At 45.5% G+C, this 26,668-nt stretch carries 24 protein-coding genes; 6 read left to right on the top strand and 18 right to left on the bottom strand.

All coding sequences use genetic code 11. The annotated features are described in order from the left end of the window. Window positions 1–298: transposase (locus G519_RS44285; RefSeq protein ID WP_244280112.1), on the top strand; the 298-nt coding region annotated here is incomplete at its 5' end. Here the strand turns inward: G519_RS44285 and G519_RS0123960 are convergent. Continuing rightward, window positions 299–916 carry a PDC sensor domain-containing protein gene (locus tag G519_RS0123960; protein ID WP_029196857.1) on the bottom strand — a complete coding sequence of 206 codons (618 nt, stop codon included), beginning with the start codon at window positions 914–916 and terminating at the stop codon, window positions 299–301. It abuts the gene before it with no gap. A gap of 293 nt (window positions 917–1,209) precedes the next feature. Here G519_RS0123960 and G519_RS44280 point away from each other — a divergent pair, with 293 nt between their 5' ends. From G519_RS44280 to G519_RS0123935, 5 genes are all read left to right on the top strand, one after another. Further along, window positions 1,210–2,544 (top strand): circularly permuted type 2 ATP-grasp protein, encoded by a 1,335-nt coding sequence (locus G519_RS44280; RefSeq protein ID WP_084160305.1) that lies wholly within the window; start codon window positions 1,210–1,212, stop codon window positions 2,542–2,544. A gap of 41 nt (window positions 2,545–2,585) precedes the next feature. Continuing rightward, window positions 2,586–3,506: an alpha-E domain-containing protein gene (locus tag G519_RS0123950; RefSeq protein WP_029196856.1), complete on the top strand. Its 921-nt coding sequence runs from the start codon at window positions 2,586–2,588 to the stop codon at window positions 3,504–3,506. Beyond that, window positions 3,503–4,366, top strand: coding sequence for a transglutaminase family protein (locus tag G519_RS0123945; RefSeq protein ID WP_029196855.1), 864 nt, complete (start codon window positions 3,503–3,505; stop codon window positions 4,364–4,366). The genes G519_RS0123950 and G519_RS0123945 overlap by 4 nt, the downstream gene beginning before the upstream one ends. A 128-nt stretch (window positions 4,367–4,494) precedes the next feature. After that, a complete protein-coding gene (locus G519_RS0123940) occupies window positions 4,495–4,797 on the top strand; it encodes a hypothetical protein (protein ID WP_029196854.1) in 303 nt (100 codons plus the stop codon). A gap of 593 nt (window positions 4,798–5,390) precedes the next feature. Further along, window positions 5,391–5,630 carry an AbrB/MazE/SpoVT family DNA-binding domain-containing protein gene (locus G519_RS0123935; RefSeq protein WP_029196853.1) on the top strand — a complete coding sequence of 80 codons (240 nt, stop codon included), beginning with the start codon at window positions 5,391–5,393 and terminating at the stop codon, window positions 5,628–5,630. A 73-nt stretch (window positions 5,631–5,703) separates the two neighbouring features. On the opposite strand, the gene G519_RS0123930 is transcribed toward G519_RS0123935, so the two are convergent. The 17 genes from G519_RS0123930 to G519_RS0123845 form a co-directional block, all read right to left on the bottom strand. Continuing rightward, the gene (locus G519_RS0123930) at window positions 5,704–5,979 is read right to left on the bottom strand and encodes a hypothetical protein (protein ID WP_029196852.1); all 276 of its coding nucleotides are present in this window, start codon (window positions 5,977–5,979) and stop codon (window positions 5,704–5,706) included. Between the two features lie 120 nt (window positions 5,980–6,099). Next, window positions 6,100–6,666: a peroxiredoxin gene (locus tag G519_RS0123925; RefSeq protein WP_029196851.1), complete on the bottom strand. Its 567-nt coding sequence runs from the start codon at window positions 6,664–6,666 to the stop codon at window positions 6,100–6,102. Between the two features lie 36 nt (window positions 6,667–6,702). After that, the gene (locus tag G519_RS0123920; protein WP_029196850.1) at window positions 6,703–6,942 is read right to left on the bottom strand and encodes a glutaredoxin family protein; all 240 of its coding nucleotides are present in this window, start codon (window positions 6,940–6,942) and stop codon (window positions 6,703–6,705) included. 29 nt (window positions 6,943–6,971) lie between these two features. Beyond that, the gene (locus tag G519_RS0123915; RefSeq protein WP_029196849.1) at window positions 6,972–7,895 is read right to left on the bottom strand and encodes an NAD(P)/FAD-dependent oxidoreductase; all 924 of its coding nucleotides are present in this window, start codon (window positions 7,893–7,895) and stop codon (window positions 6,972–6,974) included. Between the two features lie 162 nt (window positions 7,896–8,057). Then, on the bottom strand, window positions 8,058–9,188 hold the full coding sequence (locus G519_RS0123910) for a glycosyltransferase (RefSeq protein WP_127528184.1): 1,131 nt from the start codon (window positions 9,186–9,188) through the stop codon (window positions 8,058–8,060). A gap of 284 nt (window positions 9,189–9,472) precedes the next feature. Next, complete coding sequence (locus G519_RS50440) at window positions 9,473–9,841, bottom strand: hypothetical protein (protein WP_154669608.1); 369 nt, start codon at window positions 9,839–9,841, stop codon at window positions 9,473–9,475. Window positions 9,842–9,964: 123 nt separating this feature from the next. Further along, on the bottom strand, window positions 9,965–10,282 hold the full coding sequence (locus G519_RS0123900; RefSeq protein WP_029196846.1) for a hypothetical protein: 318 nt from the start codon (window positions 10,280–10,282) through the stop codon (window positions 9,965–9,967). A gap of 343 nt (window positions 10,283–10,625) precedes the next feature. Beyond that, window positions 10,626–12,521, bottom strand: a complete 1,896-nt coding sequence (locus G519_RS0123890) for a PrkA family serine protein kinase (protein ID WP_029196844.1) — start codon at window positions 12,519–12,521, stop codon at window positions 10,626–10,628. A gap of 199 nt (window positions 12,522–12,720) precedes the next feature. Further along, a complete protein-coding gene (locus G519_RS0123885; RefSeq protein WP_029196843.1) occupies window positions 12,721–15,009 on the bottom strand; it encodes a glycoside hydrolase family 95 protein in 2,289 nt (762 codons plus the stop codon). A 2-nt stretch (window positions 15,010–15,011) separates the two neighbouring features. After that, window positions 15,012–16,856 (bottom strand): cache domain-containing sensor histidine kinase, encoded by a 1,845-nt coding sequence (locus tag G519_RS44275; RefSeq protein WP_051253630.1) that lies wholly within the window; start codon window positions 16,854–16,856, stop codon window positions 15,012–15,014. Beyond that, window positions 16,853–17,872 carry a response regulator transcription factor gene (locus G519_RS0123875; protein WP_029196842.1) on the bottom strand — a complete coding sequence of 340 codons (1,020 nt, stop codon included), beginning with the start codon at window positions 17,870–17,872 and terminating at the stop codon, window positions 16,853–16,855. Before G519_RS0123875 ends, G519_RS44275 begins: the two co-directional genes overlap by 4 nt. Before the next feature lie 64 nt (window positions 17,873–17,936). Next, a complete protein-coding gene (locus G519_RS0123870) occupies window positions 17,937–20,066 on the bottom strand; it encodes a TIM-barrel domain-containing protein (protein WP_029196841.1) in 2,130 nt (709 codons plus the stop codon). An 18-nt stretch (window positions 20,067–20,084) separates the two neighbouring features. Further along, window positions 20,085–21,047, bottom strand: coding sequence for a Gfo/Idh/MocA family protein (locus tag G519_RS0123865; RefSeq protein WP_029196840.1), 963 nt, complete (start codon window positions 21,045–21,047; stop codon window positions 20,085–20,087). Between the two features lie 16 nt (window positions 21,048–21,063). Beyond that, a complete protein-coding gene (locus G519_RS0123860; RefSeq protein WP_029196839.1) occupies window positions 21,064–22,086 on the bottom strand; it encodes a glycoside hydrolase family protein in 1,023 nt (340 codons plus the stop codon). A gap of 167 nt (window positions 22,087–22,253) precedes the next feature. Next, window positions 22,254–23,828: an extracellular solute-binding protein gene (locus tag G519_RS0123855; protein ID WP_029196838.1), complete on the bottom strand. Its 1,575-nt coding sequence runs from the start codon at window positions 23,826–23,828 to the stop codon at window positions 22,254–22,256. Window positions 23,829–24,188: 360 nt separating this feature from the next. Next, window positions 24,189–25,760 (bottom strand): extracellular solute-binding protein, encoded by a 1,572-nt coding sequence (locus tag G519_RS0123850; protein ID WP_029196837.1) that lies wholly within the window; start codon window positions 25,758–25,760, stop codon window positions 24,189–24,191. Between the two features lie 28 nt (window positions 25,761–25,788). Then, window positions 25,789–26,658 (bottom strand): carbohydrate ABC transporter permease, encoded by an 870-nt coding sequence (locus tag G519_RS0123845; protein WP_029196836.1) that lies wholly within the window; start codon window positions 26,656–26,658, stop codon window positions 25,789–25,791. Between the last annotated feature and the right edge of the window lie 10 nt (window positions 26,659–26,668).

The following is a 26,668-nucleotide window of genomic DNA, read 5'->3' as shown; positions in this document are numbered from 1 at the left end:
CAGCGATAGATATCGTTCTTATCAAGCTTTGGCCAAAAATGGCTTCCACCATGAAGCCAAAAAGTACGACCTGAAAGAAAATCCAGATCATCTAAAGTGGCTTCATACGATCATCTCTAATGCGAAAGCTTTTATTGGTGGTACCTACCACGGCTTAGATCCTAAGCACCTACAAGCATATCTCGATGAGTTTTGCTATCGATTCAACCGCCGTGAGGTCAAAAGCGAGTTATTCAATAGGTTAGTTCATTGTTGCCTATCGTCTACGACGATTACCTATCCTGAGCTAGTTGGATAATCAAAATAAATAATTATCTCCGGAGTCCGGATACACATGCCCTGACTCGCGCTGGATCAGATCCCCGAGCACATCGTTCGGAACACGTCCGCAAATAGCCCCTTTCCATATTCCGTTTACCATGATAGGAGCAATAAAAGCAAGTGTCATAGCATCGTGAAAAGGCGAAGTGCTTGGACCTAGCTGTAATGTAAGGGGATCGGAATAAGGTCCGAATAAGCATTTCTTGCCTTTGCGTGCTTCCTCTAGCCCTTTTGTAAGATCACTTCCTGAATCATAAGATTTCCCAATATGAGTGGGGGACGTGGAATATATCACTGCTGCCTTTTCATTCACTATGAAAATCTCAGAGAAATCAGAACCGCTTTTTAATGCTGCTGCCAGCAACCGCTGAACCATCGAGTCATCCTGCCTCGTTGGTCCAGGTTTAGAATCAGAGAGCTGCTCAAGCAAGCGATCCAAATTGGACCAATAGGCTTCCACCCAGCCTCGTAAAATTTCAGTTCTCGTATGCGCAATCCCTTCGAAGATATGTTCCACATCCTCCTTGAGGTGACGATTCAGACGATACGACCACCACAAAGATAGACCCTTTCGAAATCCCAGCCAATCAAACATACCCCAACCCCCTATATTCACAATTCATGTGTGACTTTACTGTTACTTTATATAACATTTACTTATTCGACATTCTATAGCTGATTCCGACGTAAAGCAAGATAAAAACAGAAAATTCTCGAAACTTTCAACCAATTGAACTATTTGCGCATTTCTTGTCAGTTAATTTATATGTCATGTATATTGACATAATTTTCTGATAAATTTACAATATAAGAAAAATCATTATTATTAAATTAATTAACGTTATATTTTCTTACACAAAATTAAGAGCTTAGATCAGAAAGGAGGCCATGAAGGCGGGGAATTTGAGCAAGCGCCAGACGGCCACCATGAAACGCATGATGGAAGAAGGAATTACGTTTACACTCTACAGCCCTGATCAAGCGGAAGCATTGGAACGAACCATCCCTTTCGATCCGATCCCACGAATCATTCCACGGGATGAATGGCTCAAGCTAGAACGAGGGCTTCAGCAGCGCGTTAAGGCGCTTAATCTATTTCTCAAGGATATTTATCATGACCAATGCATCTTAAAGGAAGGGATTATCCCTAGAAAAATGGTTCTTTCCAACTGCTATTTCCGACCTGAAATGATGCGACTATCCATCCCGAATGATGTGTACGTAACGGTATCAGGTATTAATTTAATTCGAGATGAGCATGGCGAATACTTCGTTTTGGAGGATAATCTACGGTCACCTTCAGGCTTCTCCTATTTGTACAAAAGCCGTTCCATCATGACGCATTTATTCCCTGAGCTTGTTTTTAGCCATTCGATCCAAGATATTGAGCATAGTTTAAATGTATTTTTATCCGCGTTACGCAGGCTAAGCCCCTCGGGCAAATCCGATCCTGTCATTGGCTTACTGACCCCAGGCTGCTACAATTCGGCCTACTTCGAACATACGTTCCTTGCGCAGCAAATGGGCATACAGCTTGTTGAAGGACATGATCTCGTCGTCATTGATCATAAAGTATATATTCGCGGGATCAAGGGACTCCGCCAAATCGATGTCTTATATCGAAGAATCGACGACGATTTCTTGGATCCGCTCGCTTTTGATCCGAACTCGATGCTAGGTGTTGCTGGGATCATGAATGCCTATCGCGCCGGTAATATTAACATCGTGAATGCCCCTGGGACCGGCGTGGCTGACGACAAAGCCATCTACGCCTATGTTCCAGACATGATTCGATACTATCTGAACGAAGAACCAATCCTGAATAATGTGCCTACTTATATCCTTTCTAGACCGGAAGAACGTGATCACGTATTGCAGCATTTAGATAAAATGGTCGTCAAAGAGACTTCGCTCTCCGGCGGTTACGGTATGCTCATTGGGCCTTCGGCTTCTGAGAGTGAGTTGGCTGATTTTCGGCTTAAAATTATAGCGAATCCCGATCGTTATATCGCTCAACCCACGATCCAGCTTTCCAGAGCTCCTGTCATGATGGATGGTCAAATGACTGCGCGGCATATCGATCTTCGGGCCTTCGTCATCGCTGGCGAGAGCATTCAGGTTATACCTGGCGGACTCACTCGGGTAGCGCTTAAAGAAGGTTCACTTGTGGTGAACTCCTCGCAAGGCGGGGGATGTAAGGACACGTGGGTCACTAATTCGTAGTGAAACAAATATAGATTGGAGGCTAGCGGACATGGTTCTGGATCGGCAGGTATACGGAGAGAACGGAGAATCACGCGAGGCTAATCGACGTGTATTATCATATTCGCGAGGAGAAGGAGAATAGCAGCGATCAATCGTGGAGCCGTTTAATTGATACGATTGGCGATCGTGCCGCATTTACGGAGCAATATGGGAGCTTCACCGAGCAGCATGTCCTCCAGTATATTACACTCGATAAAAATAATTCGAATTCTTTGCTCGCTTGCACCAACCATGCTCGCTCCAACCTTCGTAATATTCGCGAGAAAATGCCCGCAGAGCTGTGGGATATTATGAATGGCTTATATCTGTGGCTAAAAGAAAAAGAAGTCCGAGATATCACAAACGATTCACCTCATTTGTTCTATCGCTTTATTCGCGACACCTTGTCTATGTTTCAAGGAGCAGCCACATTCGTCATGCCGCGTCAAAATGAATGGCACTTCGTGGAAGCAGGAAGATATTTGGAGCGTGCTGAGAACTTGCTGCGCTTACTCCAATCGTTATGCCATGATTACGCTAGGGAAGAGCTCTCTTCTTACCCGCTCATGCTTTCCGTTTTGAAGTCGGTTAGCGGATATGAGTCGTATCGCCGGGAACATGCAGACACGGTTAACCTAAGCAGCATTATTAAATTCCTGATGCTTCACGAAACATTTCCGCGCTCGGTTAGCTTCTCCTTCCAATCCTTGGAGCGTTCCTTGCAGGGCATTCAAATGGAGGACCCCGATTTAAACCTGGCTGTACACCGACTTGCTAAGCTAGCGGGGAAAGTAAAGGCTAATCTTGCTTGCATGGACGAAGAGGATATTTTATCCGGCAAATTGGAAATGACGTTGAGTGAACTTCGGGAATCCTGCAACGTGATGGGTTTAAGGATGTCCAAAGTCTTTTTTCCCTCCCGAGAAGAGGTCATCGCATGAAAAAACTGGAGATTACGCATATCACACGCTATTCCTACACCAATACAGCGCAGGACAGTGTCAATGAAGTCCGTTTGACGCCTCTCACTGACAATCGTCAAGCCTGTTATCACCACGCCATCACCACGGAGCCTGCTTCAGCTTTCTTTACCTACTCGGATTTTTTTCATAATCGCGTACATGCTTTTACCGTCAATAAGCTTCATCGCGAGTTAACGATTAAAATGGTGTCCACTGTCGTGACGAACGACAACGATAACATCCCATCAGTCGTTGCTTCACCCTTACAGGAGAAAGCGATGAGACTTAGCGATGACTTCCAAAATCAGCATGCAGAGTACTTGCTTCCTACCAGTTACACGGGGTTGACCCCTGAACTTAAGGCTTACTCAGATGCCATTTCCGATCAAAATATCCGTTTATACGAATTACTACGTACGATCTACACAACGATTCATCGCGACTTCACTTACGATCCCTCAGCCACTTCTGTACAGACCACCGTCGGAGAAATGCTTCAATTTAAGCGTGGTGTTTGCCAGGACTACTCTCATTTCATGATTGCCATTTGCCGAGATAAAGGGATTCCTGCTAGGTACGTTAGCGGTTATCACTTTGTTGGCGATCTACAAGGAGGCAGCACGGAATTCACCCAAGCCTCCCACGCATGGGTGGAGTGCCTGATCCCAGGAACCGGTTGGTTCGGCTACGACCCTACGAACAATTGTGAGGTCAATTGGCGCTATGTTAAGCTCGGACACGGCCGCGACTACAACGATATCGTTCCCGTCAAAGGCGTCTATCGCGGTGCCGGGCAGCAAAACCTGGAAGTCATTGTTGATGTAAAGCTGATTGAGTAGTTCATTCCACGTGCATTCAGCGTTGCTGCCCCGCTTCACCCTCCTCTTTTTATCCTCTTTTGGCACGGACCATGTATTTAGTGTAGAATGGTGTCGAAGCTACACTAAATTGCTAAGAGGTGTTTTGAATGGCTATAAGTTTCACTTTATCTATCATAAATCGATTAAAAAAAGAAATTACTGAAACTCAACAAAGAAGTAATGACGAACAGAAAAAAAAGGAAAAAGCACTTTCAAAAATAAATCAATTACAAAAGGATATAAAAATAAGTACTTCACCCAGTGATTTAAGCAGCAAGATGTCTCGACTTAGTAAATTAAAAGATGAAATCAATAAAATCGACCTTTTACAAGTTGAATTATCCAAACAGTTGGTTATTAAAAATGCGGCGCTTAAAGAGCAAATTTCCAAAGATCAACTACAGAACTAGATAAAACCTCAGGCTCTGCCTCAGGCCCTTGGTGTAAACACATTCTTTTGTGCATAGGGAAGGATGCGGGGTTCCATGCGCTGTTGAATTCGTGGTACGAGGAGAACAATTATTCAACGTCCCACATTTACTGCGAAAGTGCAGGTATTTTTGTTAAAATCGTTTGAATAGAGGAAAAGCCTGCTATTATGCAGGAATTTTTAGCTTTTCAATCCTAAGATTAAAAAAACCACAAAAGCCTGCACGATTGCAGGAATTTAGGATTAGGAGTGATTCAAAGAAAAAAGCATGTACAATTGCAGGCTTACCACAACCGTAGTCACTCCTTCTCGTTAAAGTTCGCTCCAACCATAAACTTACACTTTCTTATCTGTGAACAAAAACTAGATCCTTATGTTGAAAAATAAATATAGAGGGTTTCCACGTGTTTATTGAAATACGTGAAAGCCCTCTATTTGTCGTCCATTTTCATGCATTTCACAGATAATTCACTAAAATATTTGAAGTAAATAAAAGGAATTCAAGTTTATATGTGGAATTGAATATACAACATAATTGATCGAAGTCTAATGAAATAATTAGGAGGCTTTCAGATGAAATCGACAGGAATAGTGAGAAAAGTAGACGAGTTGGGCCGGATTGTTTTACCGATTGAGCTGCGACGAACACTTCATATCGATATCGGCGACGCGATCGAGGTTTATGTCGATCCGGAGCGCATTACACTCAAGAAGTATATGCCAGCCTGTGTATTCTGCGGTAATTTCGAGAATATGACCTATTTCAAAGGCAAGCTGGTCTGCAGCTCCTGCGTAGAAGAAATTGTTGTTTAAATCCTCATTCCGGTTAAAATGGGATACAAAAAGGCGCATAACACTCATCCCGAGGGTTATACGCCTTATATTTTTATTTAGAGCTAAACCAAGAAAGTCCAATGGATATGAGAATGCCTGCTATCGCGATCCAAAATAATTTTGAACGCAGCACACGTCCCAAGCTCTTATCTTGCCGATCCATTACGGCTTTCTTGCGAGAGCCGCTTCCTTGCGTCTCCCCATCCAACTCATCTGTAACTTGTGCGCGCCAATTCACGAATTGAAATCCAATTCCGCTAACAACAATGGAAATCATGAGTAAAATCAAAGAACCCATAAACAGTTTGTCCGATAAGGACTGCATCATGCATCTAACCTCTCTGTCTTCACCTATATTGTTCTTCTATTATACTTCAAAACAGACTTTGAATACATACAAAAGCCCCAATCGAGTGAGAGTCGATGGGGGCTTGTTTATTTGTGCAGCTTAAAGTGTTTTATCGCCTGGCTTCCAGTTCGCTGGACAAAGTCCACCAGCCTGAAGGGCTTGAAGCACGCGCAGCGTCTCATCTACAGAGCGCCCAACATTCATATCCGTGACCACTTGGTAGCGCAGCACGCCTTCTGGATCGATAATGAACAATCCGCGATGCGCAGCGCCGCTTTCGTCATCTAACACGCCATATGCGCGTGCTGTTTCTTTGGAGAAATCACTGACCAATGGGAACCTCACAGGACCGATGCCGTTCTGGTCGCGCGGCGTTTGAGTCCAAGCTCTGTGTGTAAACACACTGTCGACCGATGCCCCTACAATTTCACAATCCAGTTCAAGGAACTGCTCGTAATTGTCGCTGAAAGCTGTAATTTCGGTTGGACACACGAACGTAAAGTCGAATGGCCAGAAGAAGAAAACAAGCCATTTTCCTCTATAATCTTCAAGCGTTATTTTCTCTTCTAAGGTTTCCATATTTTTCGTCGACAGCAAGGAAAATGAAGGTGCTGGAAGCCCTATTTTAGCAAAAGTATGTGCAGGTTGTACGGTTGATTGTGTCATGGTTTGCTCTCCTCTATCTATTTATATGGTATGAAATTAGCTTGCGATTTCAGCCAAAGCTTTTTTGAGTTTGGTAACGTTGAGACCCAGAATTTTGTGTTCGCCAATGACCGTCACAGGCAAAGACATCAAGCCTAAGTCGTGAAGCTCTTGTCCAAATTGATCATTCAGATCAATGTTTCTTTCTTCGTAGGAGACATTTTGTTCCGTTAAATACTTCTTCAACTGTTGGCAATATGGGCAATTTGTACTTGAATAAACAATGACATTAGACATCGGAATTCATCTCCTTGTAGGGTATAAGATTATTTGTATTGCGGGATCAGTTGAGCCCGTTTATTAATAAATTTATCAACCGCCATGGCCGCGATGGCTCCATCAGCGGCGGCAACAACCGCTTGCTTCACCGGTGTGCGTCTAACTTCTCCAGCCCCGAATACGCCTGCAACAGGTGATTGCATCGAGCTATCCAGAATCATAAAACCATCCACGTCCAGCGGAACCTGATCCTGTAGGAAATCTGTGCCTGGCTTACTGCCGGATAGGAAGACAAACACACCATCCACTTGGAGTACTTCCTCAGCACCAGAACTCGTACGTATTCTAAGCCCCTCTACATGCTTGTCTCCAAGCACTTCAAGCGGTTTGGCTTTGTAGAGAAAGTCAGTTCCCGGCAATTCTGGAACATGATGAACGCCTTGCAGTTCAGGTCGTGGAACAATGAAGTATATTTTATCCGTAAATTTACTTAACGCTTGCGCTTCTTCTAAGGCTTCCTCTGAATCGCCAATGACAGCGACCGTTTTGCCATCGAAAAAGGCTCCATCACACGTTGCACATGTGCTAACGCCGCGCCCTAACAAGCTTTCTTCCCCCGGCAGCATACGGTTGCGTCCTTTGGACCCCGTCGCGATAACGATCGACTTGCTTTCATAGATCCCGTCAGCCGTAAATACATACTTTGTATCGCCTTCCACATCTACAGCTGTAATCGTTGTTTGGATGAACTCCGCCCCAAAGCCCTTCGCTTGCTCCCGCATCGTATCGAGCAAATCTTTACCTGATAACTCCCCAATGACCCCCGGGTAATTCGCAATTTTGTGAGTGATGGCCAGAGCTCCTGTGTTCGGTGCCTTGTCAATAACGAGTGTCTTCAGATTTCCTCTTGCTGTATAGATAGCAGCCGAGGCTCCTGCTGGTCCAGCCCCAATAATAATGACATCATACATCGCTGTGCACTCCTTTTAGCCCATAAAGACGGTTTGTCCAATGAGAACTCATATCAGATAATAATTATTATAAATAAAAAATAATAAAAGTCAATCCTTTTTAATAATTATTATAAATAAGAAAAGAACCCTCATGTCATCCATAAGGGCTCTCACTATTTTCTATTGGAAAGCATAGACTTCTTCTAATTCTAGAGCTGCTTCTTTAATATCATACCCAGCTTGTCTAATTGCACGGATTCGTTCATCAACCGGAACAGGATCGCTGCGCAATGCCCTCATTAACCACTGCACCCATACGGCAATGTCTTGTTTCAAACACACGAATGCGAAAAAACCTGCCCTCAGATTCACCTCTGCCGGCAAAGCATCGGATACCACACAGGGAACACCCGCGGCTTGCGCTTCTATCAATACCATAGGTAAACCATCTTTGAATGAAGGAAGGACCATGCAATCAAATTCCTGAAGAAGCTCATGAATATCGTCTCGAAGTCCTAATAGATGAACGCGGTTTTGGATCCCTTTTTGCTCGATCAGCGCTATAATCTGAGGTCGCAACGCACCATCCCCCACCAAAATAAGCCTCGCATTTGGCACACGGTACAGCAGCTCTTCAAAAATCTCAATCAGAAATGTATGATTTTTTGCTGAGCTAAACCGTCCAATATGGCCAATAATTGGTTCCTCTAATGAAATATGCAATTCCTCCCGGAGCGTCATGGGATTGTACATTCTACTTGTAAATCGACCGACATCTATCCCATTACGCACCATTCTGCCGCGTTTATCGTTAGACCATTGATACCCAAATAATGCCTGACTTACCGTGATCGAGCTGCTTACCCATCTGGTGGCAAATTGCCGTATCATGTTCCTTTTTAGCCATCGAGATATCTTAGTTATTAAGGAAGAGTATGTATAATCACTGATGCTGTGACAATGTACAATACGAATATCAATGCCAAACAGCCTTGATGCTAACAAAGTTAAGACACTAGCCTCAAAGTTATGGCTATGTAGAGCATGGAAAGGACCGTGATGCTGAATCGTCGACTTTAACTCATACAGGTAACCCATCCAGCCTGCTCTAGGATTCTGCAGGATGAAAATCCTCCCGCCTAATGCTCGTATTTCTTCCTCATAATCACAAGGATTATAGGAGTGGACAACGAAATCGAATTGAATCTTAGATCGATCCATGTGCCGATACACATTCATAATAAAGCTTTGCGCTTCTCCACGATTCATATCACTAATATGATGTAATATCCGAACGGGTTGATTGCTCAACACACTTTCCCCCCTAGATTTGCACAAGTGAATTCCTCATAAGCAAAAGCCAAGATGGTTTAATCATCGTACCGATGAAGGCTGAGTAAACGAGAAGGAAATTAATGTAAACGCTGTATAAATTGAATTGTAGCATGAAAACGACACAATGCCTATAGGAATATAAAGATTTGATAAAGTTTTATAGTACTCAACACCCATTTTTAGTAAAAAATAGCAAAATACAGAGGAACTCTCTGGACAGAAAGTTTCTCTGTTTTGTTTAAGTGTGCAAGTAAATTTTTTTAAATACCTGGATAACCTGGGGAATATGGTGGGTATGGATAAGTCTGGTATGGATATGGACATTGACATGGATAATCCTGGTATGGATATGGACATGGACATGTTGGATATGGATATGGATAGTAAGGCTGTGTCGCATATAAATAAGGGGCTACAACAATTGGCAGCAGATTGTTCACTCCACCATGTCCAAAGTGATGAAACCCGCCATGCTCTGGGAAGCCATGATGACCAGGACCTCCGAATCCTGGCCCACCATGACCAGGACCACCATGTCCGGGGCCACCATGTCCGGGGCCACCATGTCCTGGACCGCCTCCGTGCCCACCTACTGGTGGACGAAATTCTTGCTCTTCTGGTTTCGTCATCTTCTAAATCACTCACATTCCTGTATAGTTAATTGCCTATTATACAGTATGTGTGTGATTGCCTAGTTGGTGACCGCTTCCCCTGAAATTGGGCTTATTTTCATTTGCTTTGTAACAAGCTTATTACTTCCGGTCTTTCCAGATATCGCAAAGACCGAAGAAAAAAACAACAATTGTCGTGATCACTATAAATCGAATATCCCATGCGTTGGGAAAATCATTCACCTTCGTACCCGAAGCACGGAGAGCAAGAACAAATAAGAGCAGCACTAAATCAAAAAACATACAGTAGGCCATACGAGCTGAAAGCTTATGAAGCGGTAATTTATCCAACATTTTGCCGAATCCAAAGACGTCTGACCATCTTCCAGGTTGGTTGGATTTTTTCTGGGGGGAATTGTCCTCTTGTCGATCAGAGATCGGCTTTTGCTCGTTTCGCATCTTTCTTGCCAGCACCTTGCATCGATTCATGGACATCCAGCCACATCAGAATGGCTCCGCCGAAGCTAAACCCCACTATACATATTCCCCCCAAAGGGGATAATAACCCCACCTCCCAAGTCATCACGAAAGCTAGTAAACTCACTAAAAGTAAAAGAAATGAACCAGTCTTTTTCATTGAGTTGCCTATCATACTCTCTTGCACCTCCCTTATCGTAAGATCTTATAGTATATGAGAGATTACTAGATTCGGTGATATATAGTAGACGGTGTAATTTACACAAAGAAAAAGACCTGAGGGATCGTCATCGCCTCAAGTCCTTTTAACTTCCACTATGAAGTTTTACCTATTCAGCAAGCTCCCTACATAACGCAGCAGCTCATTCGCACATACAGGACAATAGCCGTGCTCATCAATCAATTGCTTTGTCACATCATTAATTTTCTTCAACTGCTTCTCATCCGGCGTCTTCGTGGAGGTCGTTATTTTCACGATATCTTTCAAATCAGCGAAGAGTTTCTTCTCAATCGCTTCACGCAGCCGTTCGTGACTGCTGTAATCAAATTTCCGGCCTTTACGGGAATAGGATGAAATGCGGATCAGGATCTCTTCTCGGAATGCTTTCTTCGCATTTTCAGAAATGCCGATTTGCTCTTCAATCGAGCGCATCAGCCGCTCATCTGGATCCATTTCCTCACCGGTCAGCGGATCCTTAATTTTCCCCCAATTACAGTAAGCTTCAATATTATCGAGATAGTTATCGAAAATAGTTTTGGCTGACTCTTCGAAGGAGTAGACGAACGCTTTCTGCACTTCTTTCTTAGCAATATCATCGTATTCCTTGCGCGCCACGGAAATGAAATTGAGGAACCGTTCACGCTCATCCTTCGTAATCGACGGATGCTGATCCAAACCATCCTTCAGGGCCCGCAGGACATCTAGCGCGTTAATGCACTGAAGATCTTGGCGAATCAATGCACTTGAAATTCGGTTAATAACATAACGCGGATCGATGCCGCTCATACCTTCTTCTTGGTATTCGTTTTGCATTTCTTTGAGATCTGCTTCTTTGTAACCTTCCACAACTTCACCATCATACATGCGCATTTTCTTGACTAAATCCATCCCTTGCTTCTTCGTTTCTTTCAAGCGGGTAAGAATGGAGAAAATCGCAGCAACTCGGAGCGCATGCGGAGCAATATGAATATGGGACATATCACTCTGCCCGATGAGCTTATAGTAAATTTTTTCTTCATCTGAAACCCGCAGGTTATACGGAATTGGCATCACAATCATCCGCGATTGCAGAGCCTCATTTTTCTTGTTCGCAATGAATGATTTATACTCGGTTTCATTCGTATGCGCAATGATCAGCTCATCGGCACTTATGAGGGCGAACCGTCCTGCCTTAAAGTTCCCCTCTTGTGTGAGAGACAGTAAGTTCCAGAGGAATTTCTCGTCGCATTTCAGCATTTCCTGGAATTCCATGATACCCCGATTTGCCTTATTCAGCTCCCCGTCGAACCGATAGGCACGCGGATCGGATTCGGAACCAAACTCCGTGATGGTAGAGAAATCGATACTACCCGTCAAGTCGGCAATATCCTGTGATTTCGGATCGGATGGACTGAACGTACCGATACCTACACGCGATTCTTCTGAAACGAATACACGCTCAACATGAACATCTTCAATACAGCCGTTGTACTCGGTCTTTAAACGCATCTGGCAGGAAGGACATAAGCTGCCTTCAATCTTTACCCCCAGTTCTCGCTCGATCTCAGGACGCAGTTCCATAGGGATCAAATGGAGTGGCTCCTCGTGCATCGGACAACCTTTAATTGCATAGACAGCCCCTAAGTCAGTTCTAGCAAATTGCTCCAGCCCTCTTTTCAGCATGGTCACAATGGTTGATTTACCACCGCTTACAGGACCCATCAGCAGTAATATCCGCTTACGAACATCCAATCGACGGGCAGCGGAATGGAAATATTCTTCCACCAGCTTCTCAATGGCTCGATCCAGGCCGAAAATCTCTTTGTTGAAGAATTTGTAGGATTTGTGCCCGACTTGGTCATTGATTCCTTGCGAAGCAATCATATCATAGACCCTTGAATGCGCTGTTCTCGCGAGTCCAGGATTTTTGCGAAGCAATTCTATGTACTCCGCGAACGTACCGGTCCAGCTCAATGAATCCTTCTCCGTACGATGCTCCGAAATTCTTTTGAATATGTCCATGGGTACCTCCTTTCACTGCTGCCTTTCTTAACTAGGTCAGCTCGTGATGGTGAATTGTGTACTACAATCCTATGCACTCATGGAAGATAACTTGCCCGAAATTTTTTAACTCTAATTGGATTTCTCACATTACAATTTTGGTTAACGTTATGGATTAGCAGTCACGAATAAGCTGCTCGTCCTGCTGAATCGCGGATGATTATTTACTAAAAAGTTCATACATTTTTCCCGCTTCAACGCTAAACTCTACAACCGACTGATCCCCGCCCAAGGCGATATCTTCTCCCTTGCAGCGGACCAGAACCGCGTAGCGTGTACGGACTCTGCATAAGCCATCCTTCGCCGCGCTTATGATGGCTTCCGATAGTTTCCCATCGGTCCATTTCATGTCGACGACGTAACCTCCGCGCCCCCTCAAGCCGATCGCTTCTCCCTCAGACCACACAGGCGGCAGCGCAGGAAGTAAGCTCAGCTCATCAGCATGGGATTGCAGCAGCATCTCGACAATACCAGCCGCAGCACCGAAATTCCCGTCAATTTGAAAAGGAGGATGCGCATCGAAGAGATTGGGATACGTTGATTTGCGCAGCATGTGGCTCAAATGCTCATACGATTGTTCGCCATCTTCCAGTCTTGCAAACATATTGACGATCCACGCACTACTCCAACCCGTATGCCCTCCTCCATTTTCCAATCTGCGCTGCAGTGTAGCTGCAGCTGCTTTGGCTAATTCCGGTGTGCGATGAGGAGTGATCTGGGTTCCCGGATGCAGCGCAAACAACTGTGAAATATGCCGATGACCTGGATCATCCTCCTCATTGTCCTTCAACCACTCCATGATCTGTCCGTGTTTGCCAATTTGCGGCTCAGGCAGACGCTCCAGCAGCGAGGAAAGCCGTTCACGGAGCTCACTATCCATCTGCAGCAGGAGGCTGCTCTGTTTACAGGCCTCGAACAACTCTCGGATGATCTGCGTATCCATAGAAGGTCCCATGGTGAGTGCCCCTCTGGTTCCATCTGCCAATACATATAGGTTTTCTGGAGACACAGAAGGTCCAGTCACAAGCTGTCCATCTGGCGATTCCACCAAATAATCAAGGAAAAATGCGGCAGCGTCCTTCAATATCGGGTAAGCTCTATCCCGTAAAAAATCCGTATCTTCGGTAAACACAAAATGCTCCCAGACATGCAGGCTTAGCCACGCAGCTCCCATCGGCCATATCACACATGTCGGAAATAAACCTTCTGGCCGTGTCTCCCCCCATATGTTCGTGTTGTGATGAGCGACAAAGCCCGAGCAGCCATACAGCTCCCGCGCAGTTTGCCGACCGCTGACCTGCATCCGTTCGATATGGTCGAACAACGGTTCATGGCATTCCGATAATCCGCAAACCTCAGCCGGCCAATAATTCATTTGTGTATTGATATTAATCGTATATTTGGACTCCCACGGAGGTGTAAAGCTGTCATTCCAAATGCCTTGAAGATTCGCGGGCAGACATCCCGGCCGGGAGCTGGCGATCAACAAATAACGGCCATAATGGAAGTAAAGCTCGGCCAAGCCGCTATCCATACGCGATTGCCCCTCTTGTATAAGCTTCAAACGCTCATCCGTCGGCAAATCATTGAATGGATCGTTTACCGTCAAACGCAAACGCACCCGATTATACAATTCCTGATAATCTTCGATATGCCGGCGTTCAATCTCATCAGCATGGAACCGATCGGCGCCTTCAATTTGAAGCTGGCATGCTGTTAATGGATCAGACTCTCGAAATGTGCTGGCTGCAGCAAGTATTAATGTCACAGAGCTAGCCCCTTCCACAGACAGGAAGTCGCCAATCACGGACACATGACCATCTTGGGATTTCGCTTTCAACACACAGGCATATTCAACTCCATGCTTCCCGCAATCACCGCTCATCCATATACGATCCGCCGACAAAGCACCCGTTTCCCCCTCAAACGGCCTGCGATTCAGATTCGCAGAGAAATTAAGCTGGCCTGGCTGATCGCACTCCAATTGAATCATGATCACTTGATCAGGGCTGCTGGCGTACATCGTACGACGGTAGGTGACTCCGCCCACCCTATAGGTTGTGCGAGCGATTGCATGCTTCAAATCCAGTTCTCGCCTGTACGCTTCAACCTCACCTTTCTGGTCATGAAAATAAAGCCTCAGGTCTCCCAAAGGCTGATAAGGGTTGTAGTATTTAGGTGTGGAAAAGAGTGCCATTCGCGTTAATCGCGTGGCCTCCGCAACGTTTCCGGCAAAAAGCAGCTCCCGGATTTCGTCTAAATATCGAGAACCATCAGGGTTGAGTCCATCTTTGGGACCTCCGTACCAGATGGAATCTTCATTTAACTGAATTCTTTCCTCTTGCACATGACCGAAAATCATCCCGCCTAGTCGACCGTTGCCGATTGGTAGCGCTTCTACCCACATCTTAGCAGGCTGAAGATACCATAATTTCTCGCGATTGTTCAACTTTATGCCCCCTGTATAGGAATTGGTTTTTCTTCATGTTTAGGCGATGCGGGCATCACCATGATCATTTTAGTTCCCTGATCAGCCACACTTTCAATCCTCAGTCCATAATTCTCCCCATAAACCATTTGAATCCGGCGATGGACGTTCAGCACGCCAATACCGCCTTTTTTACCCGCTTCATCAATTTCAGCATCGGCCAGTCTGTTTGTACTCAACTTCTCTTGGAGCTGCGTAAGCTGTGTCTCCGACATTCCTGAACCATTATCCTCTACGCTGATCCAGAAGATTCCGTCCTCTACTCCTCCGTCGATTCGGATGAAATGATAATCTTCCAATCCCTCCGGAAATGCATGCTGGAACACATTTTCGACAAGAGGCTGGAGAGTCAGCCGAACCATGACATGAAGCAAATATTCGGGCTTAATCGCAACATCAATCTCAAACTCCCGACCAATTCTATGCCTCAGAACGACCAGATAATACAAAACGTGTTTCAACTCGTTCGCAACCGTTATTTCCTCCAGATTGGTTTGGACCGAGTATCGCAGCATGTAAGCCAGTGCCTTAACGATTTCGGATATCTCCTCTGAATCCTGGATCGTGGCATAGCAGATAATCGTCTCCAGTGTGTTGTACATAAAATGAGGATTGATTTGCAGCTGAAGAGATTGAAACTCAGCCTTCTGCCGCTCCATCCGAATTTCTGAATTGCTTAATTCGACTTGAACCACACGATCAACCGCTTCAGATAGTCGATTGACCATCAAGTTATAGCGTACCATGAGTTCGACAATTTCGTCCCTGTGAGTAGGGAGTGGAATGGTGGCCCAATTTCCTTTTTCCGTCTCTCTCATCCCGGATTTAAGTACTTGAATCGGCTTGGTAATCGACTTACCGAATCTGTAAGCAAGTAAGATCGCTAGTACCAGTGTAAATAATCCGACTACCAGCGTTGTTGAACGGATGTTAGCCACCGGCTTACGAAGTTCATGAAGCGGCATCGAGACAACAAGCTGCCAACCCGAGTAATCGGATTTGCGGCTTAGATACATGCGCTGATCCCCCTCACTGGTATCAATAAAGGATCTATTCCCAGCCTGTTGAAGCTTTTGCACAAATTCATTGGGAACATCTGATCCGACTTTACTTCCATCAGGGTGATACACATAGCGCCCCTTATCATCAATGATAAACAGGTACCCGTATTTACCTAAATCAATCCCTTTCCATAGGGCAGACAAATCAGCGGATCTCATCTCAATGGCGAGCAAACCATTCAATTCAGGCGAGGTGAAGCCTCTTATACGGCGGACTAGCGTAAGCATTTGGTTCTCTTGACCTTCAATAATGGTGTGGTTCAAAATACTCAATTTTCCGTCAGCCGTTGTATTGGCGAGAAAATATTCACGCTGTTTCCGTTTATCGTCCGCATTGAAGGATTGCTCGTTCACCCCATTATAGTAATAGACCGCATTCAGCTTATCACTAAGCAAGTAAACAGAAGCTAGTTTAGGGTTGCGAATAAATAACGGATCGACACTCGTTTCGAGAATCATTTTCCGATAGGTATAAAAGTCATATTCCTCCCGATTAGCCTTCAGGTCAATAAACTCCATCACCTGTCTGTTCGTCAAAATAGAGACAATGGAGCGCTCATAGTCTTTCAAATACAGATCCGTATGATGAACCGCGTTTCCGACGATTTGATTCATTTGGTTCTCAACCATTTCCGCTAACTCATCGGAAGAGGTCATATAAGAGAAAATACCGACACTGCTAAGTGAAAGAATGATGACAATCAGAAAATAGACGAATAGCTTTTTAGTTAAACCTCTAATTTTCATTTGATACCGAGCCCTGCGCGATATTCAGAAGGCGAAACGCCAACAATTTTTTTGAAGGTTTTAGTAAAATGAGGGTAATCGTCATACCCGACACCTGCGGCTACATCCACGATTCGAACATAAGGGATAGCCAGCATTTCCTTCGCTTTCGTCATCCTTTTTTTGATCCGGTACTGAACAAAGGTCTCATGGGTTACTTTTTTAAAAAGCGAACTGAAATAGGTAGGTGTCAAACCGACCATCGCAGCGACTTGATCCAGCGAAATGTCTTCTGACAAACGGCTGTCGATAAAGCATTTGGCCTCTTCCATGGGATCTTTGAAGCTCCCGCTTCGAACATCTTGAAGTCCTTTCGCCATGTGAATCAAACCCTTCTCGAACGCTTCGAGGGCTTCCTTCACACTATCCGCTTGCAAGTGAGCTTGTACGGAGGAAGGGGAGTAACTGCGGGCTTGAAAGCGTTTGACAAGAAGCGCATTGCAATCATCCAACAGCTCCTTGAGCTGGGCCAACGATAAATTGGCAGATAGGCAGTATTCCTGCCAGCGGCTGATTAAGCTGCATAGTTCCTCCATTTGCAAAGCCCAAATTTGCTGTTCCATTTGATCGATCCACTCGATATAACGGGAAGGCGGCATATAGCTGCGTGATGGCTTTTTGATCAATTGATCCAGCATGCCATGCACATCCGATTTGGTAACCGGTTTCAGCATATAGTGACGAACACCATAATTCATGCTTTTTTGGGCATATTCAAAGTCACTATAACCGGATATCACAACGGTTTTAATTTGCGGAAATTCCTCATGAATGATTCTGCAGAGCTCCAATCCGTCCATTTTGGGCATGCGAACATCCGTCAACACAAGATCAGGTTCACAGGCGCGAATCCGCTCCAATACAGCCACGCCATTCTCTGCCGTCTGTATTTTTGAGAAAGCAGGTGCGTACATTTCCGCCATCTTGACCATTCCTCTTCGAATGACAGGTTCATCGTCTACAATCAGTACATGCATGTCCAGCCCTCCCTCATGTTTCTCGGAATCGCTATACAATGATGATAACTCACGGAAATTGGTTCTACAACGGAAGGAATCCCTTGTGTGCGAAACGCCATGTGACTGAGCTAAAGGATGTAGGCTCCCCGTCAGTCCCTATGAGTTCCCCGGAGTAGACACCAGCTGCATTTTGCGTGACTGCTGCCTTCCACCAGCCGAACTTGCCTTGTTCATAATCAAACGATTCCCCGTCATCGTCGTATAGATTGCCTTCACCCATTCCATCACCGAAATGAACCAATTCAAGCGGAACACGCGTGCCTAAAGGAGGGACATGCGCCAGCGCAGGCATCATCGGAATGACGGACCCGTTTCTAACAAATACAGGAATTCGCTCCAAGCCTGATTGAACGCGAATAATACATCCGCCGGTGTAGCGTTCCCCTGTCTCTAACCCATACCAGATGCCGGATGGCAGCAGGACCTCCCGCTCGGACTCGCCTTCAACTAGCGGAGCTACTAACAATGCATCGCCAAACATGTATTGGTCATCCCATTCTCTTACTTTTTTCTTGCCGTAAGCGGCATCTGTCGTATTCAAGGTTTGCTCAGCTGCTTCGGCATACAGCGCCTCGGCTTCCGCGATTTCTGATGCGGACATAACGAAAGGCATTGCCCGAAAAGGAGGAATACCTTGCTCTCGGTAGGTGGCGAAAGCCGTATATAAATAAGGCAGCAATCCCATCCGCAGCTTGATATAATGACGGACTGTTCCTTCCACCTCTGGGAAAGACCATGGCTTCGTTCCATCTCCCCATGCATTCAGCATGGCGAGTGGCGAGAAGCATACCGTCTGCATCCGCCGTACCCAATCTTCAGCATTTCGGGCTCTGCGAACCTCCGGTGTCCACAGCAAGCCGCTGAAGGAGGAGCTGCATAGACCGCGAATAAATTGTTTATGATCATAGAGATCCGAATATAGGACATAAGGCATCGTAGAGGCTGCGGCATTCGAAGCTCTAACAAGCCCGTACGTTCTACGATTTTTGCTGCGGAACAGCTCAGCCGTCATTTTTTGGAACATCAATCCGTACATTTGTCTCATCTGCTCGCCGTCCAGACCGGATGGAAACTGAGCATGTCCCGGAAACATCCATGAATTGTTGGTCAAGTCACTGCCGTCACATTCATCCAGCTTATAGCCGGAGACTCCGATATTGACATGCTGCTCTTCATGCTGCTTCTTATAAAGCTCCACTGCTGCTGGCAGCGAATAATCCGGCGCAAGCCCGCCCCATACCGAATGACTCCCCGAAAGCGGCTTCAGTTCCTCGTAAAGCTCACTCTTGGGCGATACGAAGGGATGCTCCCACAGGTTCACTCGAAAACCGCTTTGGTCCAAAGCTTTTACGAATTTTTCGGGCTCAGGGAATCGGCTCTTTTCCCATTCATAACTGACAGGGTAGCTTTGGCTGTGCCAACCGGGCTCGAGTCCGATCACATCACAGGGAATATCGTGTCGGCGGAACTGCTCCGCTTCTTCAAGCACTTGCTGATCCGTATACAGCGTCGGAACACGGTGCCAGAAGCCAAGTCCCCACTTCGGAGGCAGTATGCCGCCACCGCAAAATAAATTATATCTAGCGACCGCATCCGAAAGGGTTGGTCCGCCAAATACATACACATCTGCACCTTCAACAGGAAGCCGGATCTCCACCCGCGATGCAACTAGTGTTGCTTTCCATTCCTTATCGGTGTTGCGATCACGAATATCCTCGCTTTGCGTTTCCTCCTGCCTCATCGTTGACCCGCAATACATTGTCACAATCCGTGAGGTATCTACCAAAACGCCGTACCCGAGATCGCTTACGTAAAAAGGCACGGGAGCGTGCGTCTCGCCCGTATCCTGCTTGGGATCGCTATTCACACGCAAGTATCGGTTTCTTCCCCGTTGATTCATTCTTAATAATTGCAAGCCAGTACCATACAGCTTTTCTGTACGATCAAGCGGAATAGATAGAATAAGACAGCCACTTGCTTCCTCAAGCTGAACACTTTCCCAGGCAAAAGGCGGCTGTACCTGCGGCATATGCTGCAGAGCCTCGGCTTTCGGCGAAACGCCCATCAAGGATAGCGGAGTAATTCCTTGCGGTTCTCCGATCGTAAGGCGCCATACGCCAGGCGCTGATGGTCGCCAGTTCGTTATTTGCATGCTAATTCCCCCATTCATCTATAGAGTTGGAACCTTAATGGCCTTCGTCTGACCGGATTCGCTTGCCAGCTTCGTGTAATGAACAAGCGCTTGGGTTTTCAAATAGTCCCTGCCGCTTGTTTCCGCTTCCCGGCCCTCCTGAAGCGATGACAAAAACTCAGCCAGTGTATCCGTTTGATCCACTCCGCTAATATCATCGACGAGCAAGACTTCTCCGTCCCGAATTAAGCGGATTTCTTTATCGATGACTTCCATAGCACCTTTGGTTCCTTCAATTCTCCAATTGCCTGTCCACGGTGTTTCTGTCCCTCTTGCAGCGATGGAAGCATTGTAGGCAGCTGTGATCCCATTATCCATTTCAAGGAAGGCATAAGCATTGATAATAGCCCCTTCCTCTTCCCAGGCGCCAATTGGATTGTACAGCTTGGCCTGGACCGATTTTCCTTCTCTTCCGGTAAAATAACGGATCATATCAAAGTGATGTACCCCAATGTCATCCAGGATACTAACGGTATATCTCCGCTGCACATGGTGGTACCTGTAGAACTGTATATCCAAAGTAGAAATGCTGCCAATCGCACCTTCGTCCAAAAGCTGTTTCATTTTACGAATATAAGGCATCCTGCGGTAATTTTCTGCGATCATAAAAGGAATGTTTTCCCGTGCAGCTCGAGCTACGACCTCGATGGATTCCTCATAATCAAAGGAAATCGGTTTTTCACACAAAACAGCCAGCTTACGGTCAAACGCCGCATGGTTCACAGCTGTGTGCATCATCGGCGAGGTCACATTGACGAGAAAATCCGCCTGCTCGTTTTGCAAAGCTTCATCTAATGAGGTGTAAAAGGGGAACGGATCATCCATCATCTTCTCTTTCATGGCCATATCCACCTCAACAACGGCTGCTAATAATCCTTGATCTCTTAGACGTTTATACCAACTGAACCCCGCAGATCCCAAACCAACCAGTATAGCTTTCATATGTAAATTAACCTCCCTAAGGCTTCAATGGAATAACCATATTCCAAGTGTTCTCTGCGTTGCGAAATCCCCCGGGTCCATCGGCAACTGCTGCGAACAGGTGAGTCGGTTTCCCGTCATGAAATAACAGAAATGGCCGTTCAAGATTGCCCATCGTCTGCTCCGTTCCATCATCCCAAAGAACCGTGCGTGAATATGCCTTTGGCGTCTTAGACAATTGCCAATTCAACCCATCTGGAGAAACAGCATGAATGCCTCCATGTCTTTCCCCGCAAAGCGTCCCCTCCATATCCTTGGCTAACAGCTCATACCCTTCCGGCGTCTTCCAAATGAATGGATCCTCAATATGAAATTGATTTGGCGGAAAAATGGGCTCTTCTGTTAATACGCGATAGGGTCCCTGATAGCTATCCGCTGCAGCTGCCCCGATCGTCATTTTCCCATGAACATTACCCTCGTATTGACGAGCTTTGTATACAAGCAGCACGGAACCGTCTTCCTGTAAGCAAGGTGCCGGATTGGAGGTCAAATAGCTGTCGAACCGGTTTGGGCGCACGGGGAGTATCGGTTTCTCGCTTCTTTCCCAAGGTCCGAAAACACTGTTTGCCATAGCGAGACCCACTCGTTTATTAGAACGTGCTACAATGCATCGCGGATCTTCCAACCCGAATCCATCACCGGCGACCACATCAGGCAGCGGGTGCATAGAACCCATATAGTAGAGAAGATACTTATCTCCGAATTTGGTGATATGTGGATTATGTGTGCTGCGCCCGTCCCAATACTGGGCTCCTCTAGCTGGCAGAACGACCTCTTGAAAGAAATATGGTCCTTCCGGAGTATCCGAAACCGCTCTCACAATTTCCGAAGCAACCAGCCAACCAGGATGCATGGGCAGCGATTTGGGCCAACGAGAAGCAAACATATGATAGCGGTCATCCTCTCCCCGAATAACCGAACCGCACCATACCCAATAACCTTCCATTCGAAATCCGCCTTCGCGGGGCGCGGGCAGCATACGTTCTGCGATACTTTGCATTCAGACACTCACCTCTCCATCGTTTTGTTGCCTTCATTATAGGAGATTATTCACTCTAGTAGAACGGACAAACTTAAGATAACATGTGTTTTTTTACGATTTAGCATATGAAAAACATCCCTCCGCTGAATACTTCTGCGTGAGGGATGCCTCTTTTGAAAAACCGTTTATTTCGTATCGATCATAATCGCGCCTTGCTTCTTGTTCCAGCGATCGGTCGCTTCTTTAATAATCTCGTTGCCGCCTTTGGCTTTATACTCTTCGATCACCTTTGGCCAATCGGAGATTGGCTCTTTGCCGTAAATCATTTTGATCATGTGATCGATAATGATTTTCGGGCCTACGTCAGGCTGAGGAGCTGCAAGATCCGGAAATTTGGCGAAGCTGCTCAAATCAGGGTAAAATCCGATACCGGACAACCCTTCCTTCGATAGAACCTCATCGAATGCTTTCAAGGTCGCTTTTCCATCTTCGTTCAGGAGCAATCTTGGTTTATTGTAAGTGGAGTCATGCACCGCCCACATCGTTCCGCTGCGGAACCCTTCTTCATCTGTTTCTTCCTTCGTCGTTGGGAATTTATAAGTAATTTTGCCGCTGCTATCCTTCGTGTAGGTATCTCCTTCAATTCCGAAGGTAAAGAAAGTTTCAGCTTCCGGAGAAACCATCCAATCAAACATTTTAATAATTCCCGCAGCCGTATCTGGTTTCACATTTTTATTAATGAAGAAGGTACGAATGACAGGTGCATAATAGAAATATCCGCCTTTTCCTTCCGGTCCTTTAGGTGAAGGAATAATATCAATTTTTGCTCCTGGAACAGCTTGTTGAGCCTTCGTACGGTAACCTGGTAATCCAGAAGCATTTTGCGACCAGATTCCCGCTTTGCCCGACTCAATACTTTTCGTAAAATCGGTCGAAGTGATGGTTGCGAATTCCTTTGGAATCAAACCTTCGTCATACATTGTTTTGTACGTAGTGAGTGCTTTCTGCACATTTTCTACATCGAAAAATTTCGGGACAACTTGACCATTTACCAGCTCAAATTGATCCTTATAAGGCAAAACATCGTAAGCTCCTAGGATAATGTCCGCATACTTGAAGTTTTCCCTCATTTGATAGGGATTCTCTACACCCATCTTCTTAAATGCCCGCAGCACATTCAGAAATTCATCTACGGTTTTAGGAGGTTGAAGCCCGGCCTTCTCCAGCAAATCCGTACGAATGTACGTGGAACGACGGGATGGATTGCTCAAAAATTCAGGAACGCCATAAATCTTCCCTTCATACGAAACACTATCCCAGGCTGCTTTGGGAACCACTTTTAACAAATTCGGCCCATTTTGCTTCAAAAGCTCGTTGAGCGGCATGAAAACACCGTTCTCTACAGAACCGGACATCGACTTACTGCCAGGACCGCCGATACTGCCAACGACGTCGGGAATATCGTTACTTGCGAACATAACGCCGAATTTGGCATCCTCCACAACCTTGACGTCCACATCCGTATTCGTTAACTCTTCCAGCTTCAATATCCATTTATCCTTATTCAAATCAGGTACCCGGGTATGATATCCCGTACTGACCGTCGTTGGATAGAGCATGGAGAATTTCACTGGTGCTTTCTTCACGTTACTCGATGGCTGTGGTGAACCATTTCCCGCTACCTTTCCATCCGAAGAACATGCGGTTAAAGATGAAGCTGTCAACACGACAGCCAGGGTAAGACTGATTGTTTTTTTCATATAACACCCCTTCTTTCCATTCAAAGTGCAAGCGGTTTCACATCTCTGTATGTATCATAACGAAAAGCTGGCGTTTCCTGTATGTATAAATTTAAGACGCCCTGTCATTTTATACGATTAAAAATAAACGTTTTAGCGCACTCTACGTTTCGCTAAGTATATGGTGACTGGAGTGTTTAGTATAAAGTTGAATGCGAGGGCGCTATTTTGTCTTTTTTGGAAAGTCGATTCGAAATGGACGGTTGAGCGGTTTACGGTTGGGGGGCTTGGCCTTGGGCTTAAGATCGGGCTAGACTTATAACCAAACCCACAAAAAACAAAAAACTGCCCACACACAGAGCAGTTTCATATCAATTTCTATCACTGTTTCTTACCCAGAAAAAGCACGCCTTTTTTATTGTTATAACGGTCCGTCGCTTCTTTAATGATCTCGTTGCCGCCTTTGGTTTTATATTCTTCAATGACTTTCGGCCAGTCGGAAATCGGTTCCTTGCCGTAAATCATTTTAATCATATGATCCATAATAATCTTCGGCGCAGCATCAGAAGCTGGGGAAGCGGCATCGGGGTACTTGGCATCGGCCTCTAGATTAGGAGAAAAGCCAATACCCGATAAGCCTTCTTTGGCTAAAATATTGTCAAAAGCATTCAAAATGTAGGGTCCGTTAGGATCCGTTTGCATTTTCAGACGGTTAACCGTACTTTCATGGGAGGAATGCAGCGTACCACGGTGATCCTGCTCCTCTTGTTCTTCTTTGTTGGTCGGCTCTTTATACTTCACTTTGCCATCAACGACCGTATACGTATCGCCTTCGATACCGAAGGTAAAGAACTTGAATGCTTCCTCTGACGTCATCCAGTCGAAATATTTAACGATTTCTGCGGCCGTTTCGGGCTTCACGTTTCTATTGATATAATGAGCACCAATCACTGGCTGGTACATCAGATAACCGCCTTTGCCATCCGGTCCCTTCGGCGAAGTGATAACATCAATCTTCGCATCTTTCACCGCATTCGGAACGTTCGTCCGAAAGTCATTCAAGCTGACTAAGTTGGAGGACCAGATACCAACATCGCCGGAGCGGATATTTTTCAACCAATCGGTCGAAGTCGTCGTCGCGAACTCTTTGGCCATCAAACCTTCATCAAACATGGTCTTGATCACGTTAAGCGCTTTCGTCATATTGTCCACATCAAAAAACTTCGGCACAACTTGACCATTTACAACCTCGAATTGTTCTTTATAAGGCAGCACATCAAATGCACCCAGAACAGTGTCGGCATATTTCAAATTTTCACGCGCACCGTAGGGATATTTAACGCCCATTGCCTTAAACTTCCGGAGAACGTTCAGGAATTCATCGATTGTTTTAGGTGGCTGTAAGCCTGCCTTTTCAAGCAGATCGGTACGAATAAATGTAGCCCGTCTGGAAGGATTCTCTAACCAGTTGGGGATTCCATAAATCTTCCCATTATAGGAGACGGCGTCCCATGCTTCTTTTGGTACTGTTTTCATTAAATTAGGGGCATTCTGTTTCAGCAAGTCATCCAGTGGCAAGAACATTCCAGCTTCTACGGAACCTGACATCGCTTTGTCTGTTGCTGTGCCCAAGCTGCCAACCACATCTGGAATGTCATTGCTCGCGAACAAAACACCCATCTTGCTTACTTCCGTTACTCTAAGTGTAAGATCGGTATTCGTCAGCTCTTCCAATTTCTTTACCCATTTGTCATTGTTAATGTCAACACGCGTGTGGTATCCAGTGTTCGTCGTGGTCGGATATGAAATAGAAAACTGGGTCGGTGCCTTTTTTGCCGCTGTTGTGACTGATGACGGCGTTGCTTGTGACTGATCGGTTTTTCCCGTTGAACAGCCCGCTAAAGTACCAACAGACAATACAGCGACGAGTGCGACACTTGCAACTTTTTTCAAAAGAACCCCTTCTTTCCAATTGAAAATATTAGGATTTCACTGAACCCACCATCATCCCTTGGATAAAGTGCTTTTGCAGGAACGGATACACACAAAGGATCGGGATCGTAGCCACGACAATGACCGCCATCTTAATCCCTTCCGGTGATAGTAACATCATTAATTCCGATGATACATCGGATTGCCCCATCTGGTCTGTAAATACAATTTCTCTTAGCCGCACTTGAAGCGGAATCCAATTGCGATGATCGATATAAAACACGGCCTCGGCATAACGGTTCCAATGACCCACCGCATACATGATACCCATCGTAGCCATAGCAGGCTTAGAAAGTGGGAGTACAATATTCCACAATATCCGAAACTCGCCACACCCGTCAATTCTTGCCGAATCCAGCAGCTCCGTCGGTAAGTTCAGGAAGAATGAACGCATAACGAATAAATTAAAAGCGCTAATCGCCATAGGAAGCATTAAAGCCCAAAGCGTATTAAGAAGCCCTAACTGTTTCACCAACAAATAATTCGGAATTAACGGTGCGCTGAAAATAAGGGTAAACAGCACCATCACCAGAATGGATTTACGGAACAAATATTCAGGTCTGGATAAAGGATAAGCTAATGTTGTTGTCATAAACAGGTTGATCAAGGTTCCAAAAACCGTAATAATGACACTATTTCGAAACCCAATCCATATCGTCGGATCCTGTAAAATAAGTCTATAGCTGCCCAGTGTGAAGCCAACAGGCCACAACGATACTTTACCTGCATTAATGGCAACGTTATTACTTAATGACTGTGCAATAATGTGAATAAGCGGAAGCACCATGCTGAGTCCGATCATACCTAACAAAATGATATTGAATACATTAAAAATTTTATGGCCTCTTGTCATAATCATAGCGATTCAC

Source organism: Paenibacillus alginolyticus DSM 5050 = NBRC 15375, assembly GCF_000422905.1.
GTDB classification, from domain to species: domain Bacteria; phylum Bacillota; class Bacilli; order Paenibacillales; family NBRC-103111; genus Paenibacillus_E; species Paenibacillus_E alginolyticus.
This window is presented reverse-complemented; position numbering and strand designations above follow the sequence as displayed.

Excerpts from the sequence above, each read along its gene's own strand:
- G519_RS0123940 (WP_029196854.1), top strand. The coding sequence starts at position 4,495 with ATGGCTATAAGTTTCACTTTATCTATCATAAATCGATTAAAAAAAGAA.
- G519_RS0123855 (WP_029196838.1), bottom strand. The coding sequence starts at position 23,828 with ATGAAAAAAACAATCAGTCTTACCCTGGCTGTCGTGTTGACAGCTTCA.
- G519_RS44275 (WP_051253630.1), bottom strand. The coding sequence starts at position 16,856 with ATGAAAATTAGAGGTTTAACTAAAAAGCTATTCGTCTATTTTCTGATT.
- G519_RS0123935 (WP_029196853.1), top strand. The coding sequence starts at position 5,391 with ATGAAATCGACAGGAATAGTGAGAAAAGTAGACGAGTTGGGCCGGATT.
- G519_RS0123900 (WP_029196846.1), bottom strand. The coding sequence starts at position 10,282 with ATGCGAAACGAGCAAAAGCCGATCTCTGATCGACAAGAGGACAATTCC.
- G519_RS0123925 (WP_029196851.1), bottom strand. The coding sequence starts at position 6,666 with ATGACACAATCAACCGTACAACCTGCACATACTTTTGCTAAAATAGGG.
- G519_RS0123915 (WP_029196849.1), bottom strand. The coding sequence starts at position 7,895 with ATGTATGATGTCATTATTATTGGGGCTGGACCAGCAGGAGCCTCGGCT.
- G519_RS44280 (WP_084160305.1), top strand. The coding sequence starts at position 1,210 with ATGAAGGCGGGGAATTTGAGCAAGCGCCAGACGGCCACCATGAAACGC.
- G519_RS0123870 (WP_029196841.1), bottom strand. The coding sequence starts at position 20,066 with ATGCAAATAACGAACTGGCGACCATCAGCGCCTGGCGTATGGCGCCTT.
- G519_RS50440 (WP_154669608.1), bottom strand. The coding sequence starts at position 9,841 with ATGACGAAACCAGAAGAGCAAGAATTTCGTCCACCAGTAGGTGGGCAC.
- G519_RS0123945 (WP_029196855.1), top strand. The coding sequence starts at position 3,503 with ATGAAAAAACTGGAGATTACGCATATCACACGCTATTCCTACACCAAT.
- G519_RS0123930 (WP_029196852.1), bottom strand. The coding sequence starts at position 5,979 with ATGATGCAGTCCTTATCGGACAAACTGTTTATGGGTTCTTTGATTTTA.
- G519_RS0123890 (WP_029196844.1), bottom strand. The coding sequence starts at position 12,521 with ATGGACATATTCAAAAGAATTTCGGAGCATCGTACGGAGAAGGATTCA.
- G519_RS0123920 (WP_029196850.1), bottom strand. The coding sequence starts at position 6,942 with ATGTCTAATGTCATTGTTTATTCAAGTACAAATTGCCCATATTGCCAA.
- G519_RS0123845 (WP_029196836.1), bottom strand. The coding sequence starts at position 26,658 with ATGATTATGACAAGAGGCCATAAAATTTTTAATGTATTCAATATCATT.
- G519_RS0123860 (WP_029196839.1), bottom strand. The coding sequence starts at position 22,086 with ATGCAAAGTATCGCAGAACGTATGCTGCCCGCGCCCCGCGAAGGCGGA.
- G519_RS0123875 (WP_029196842.1), bottom strand. The coding sequence starts at position 17,872 with ATGCATGTACTGATTGTAGACGATGAACCTGTCATTCGAAGAGGAATG.
- G519_RS0123865 (WP_029196840.1), bottom strand. The coding sequence starts at position 21,047 with ATGAAAGCTATACTGGTTGGTTTGGGATCTGCGGGGTTCAGTTGGTAT.
- G519_RS0123960 (WP_029196857.1), bottom strand. The coding sequence starts at position 916 with ATGTTTGATTGGCTGGGATTTCGAAAGGGTCTATCTTTGTGGTGGTCG.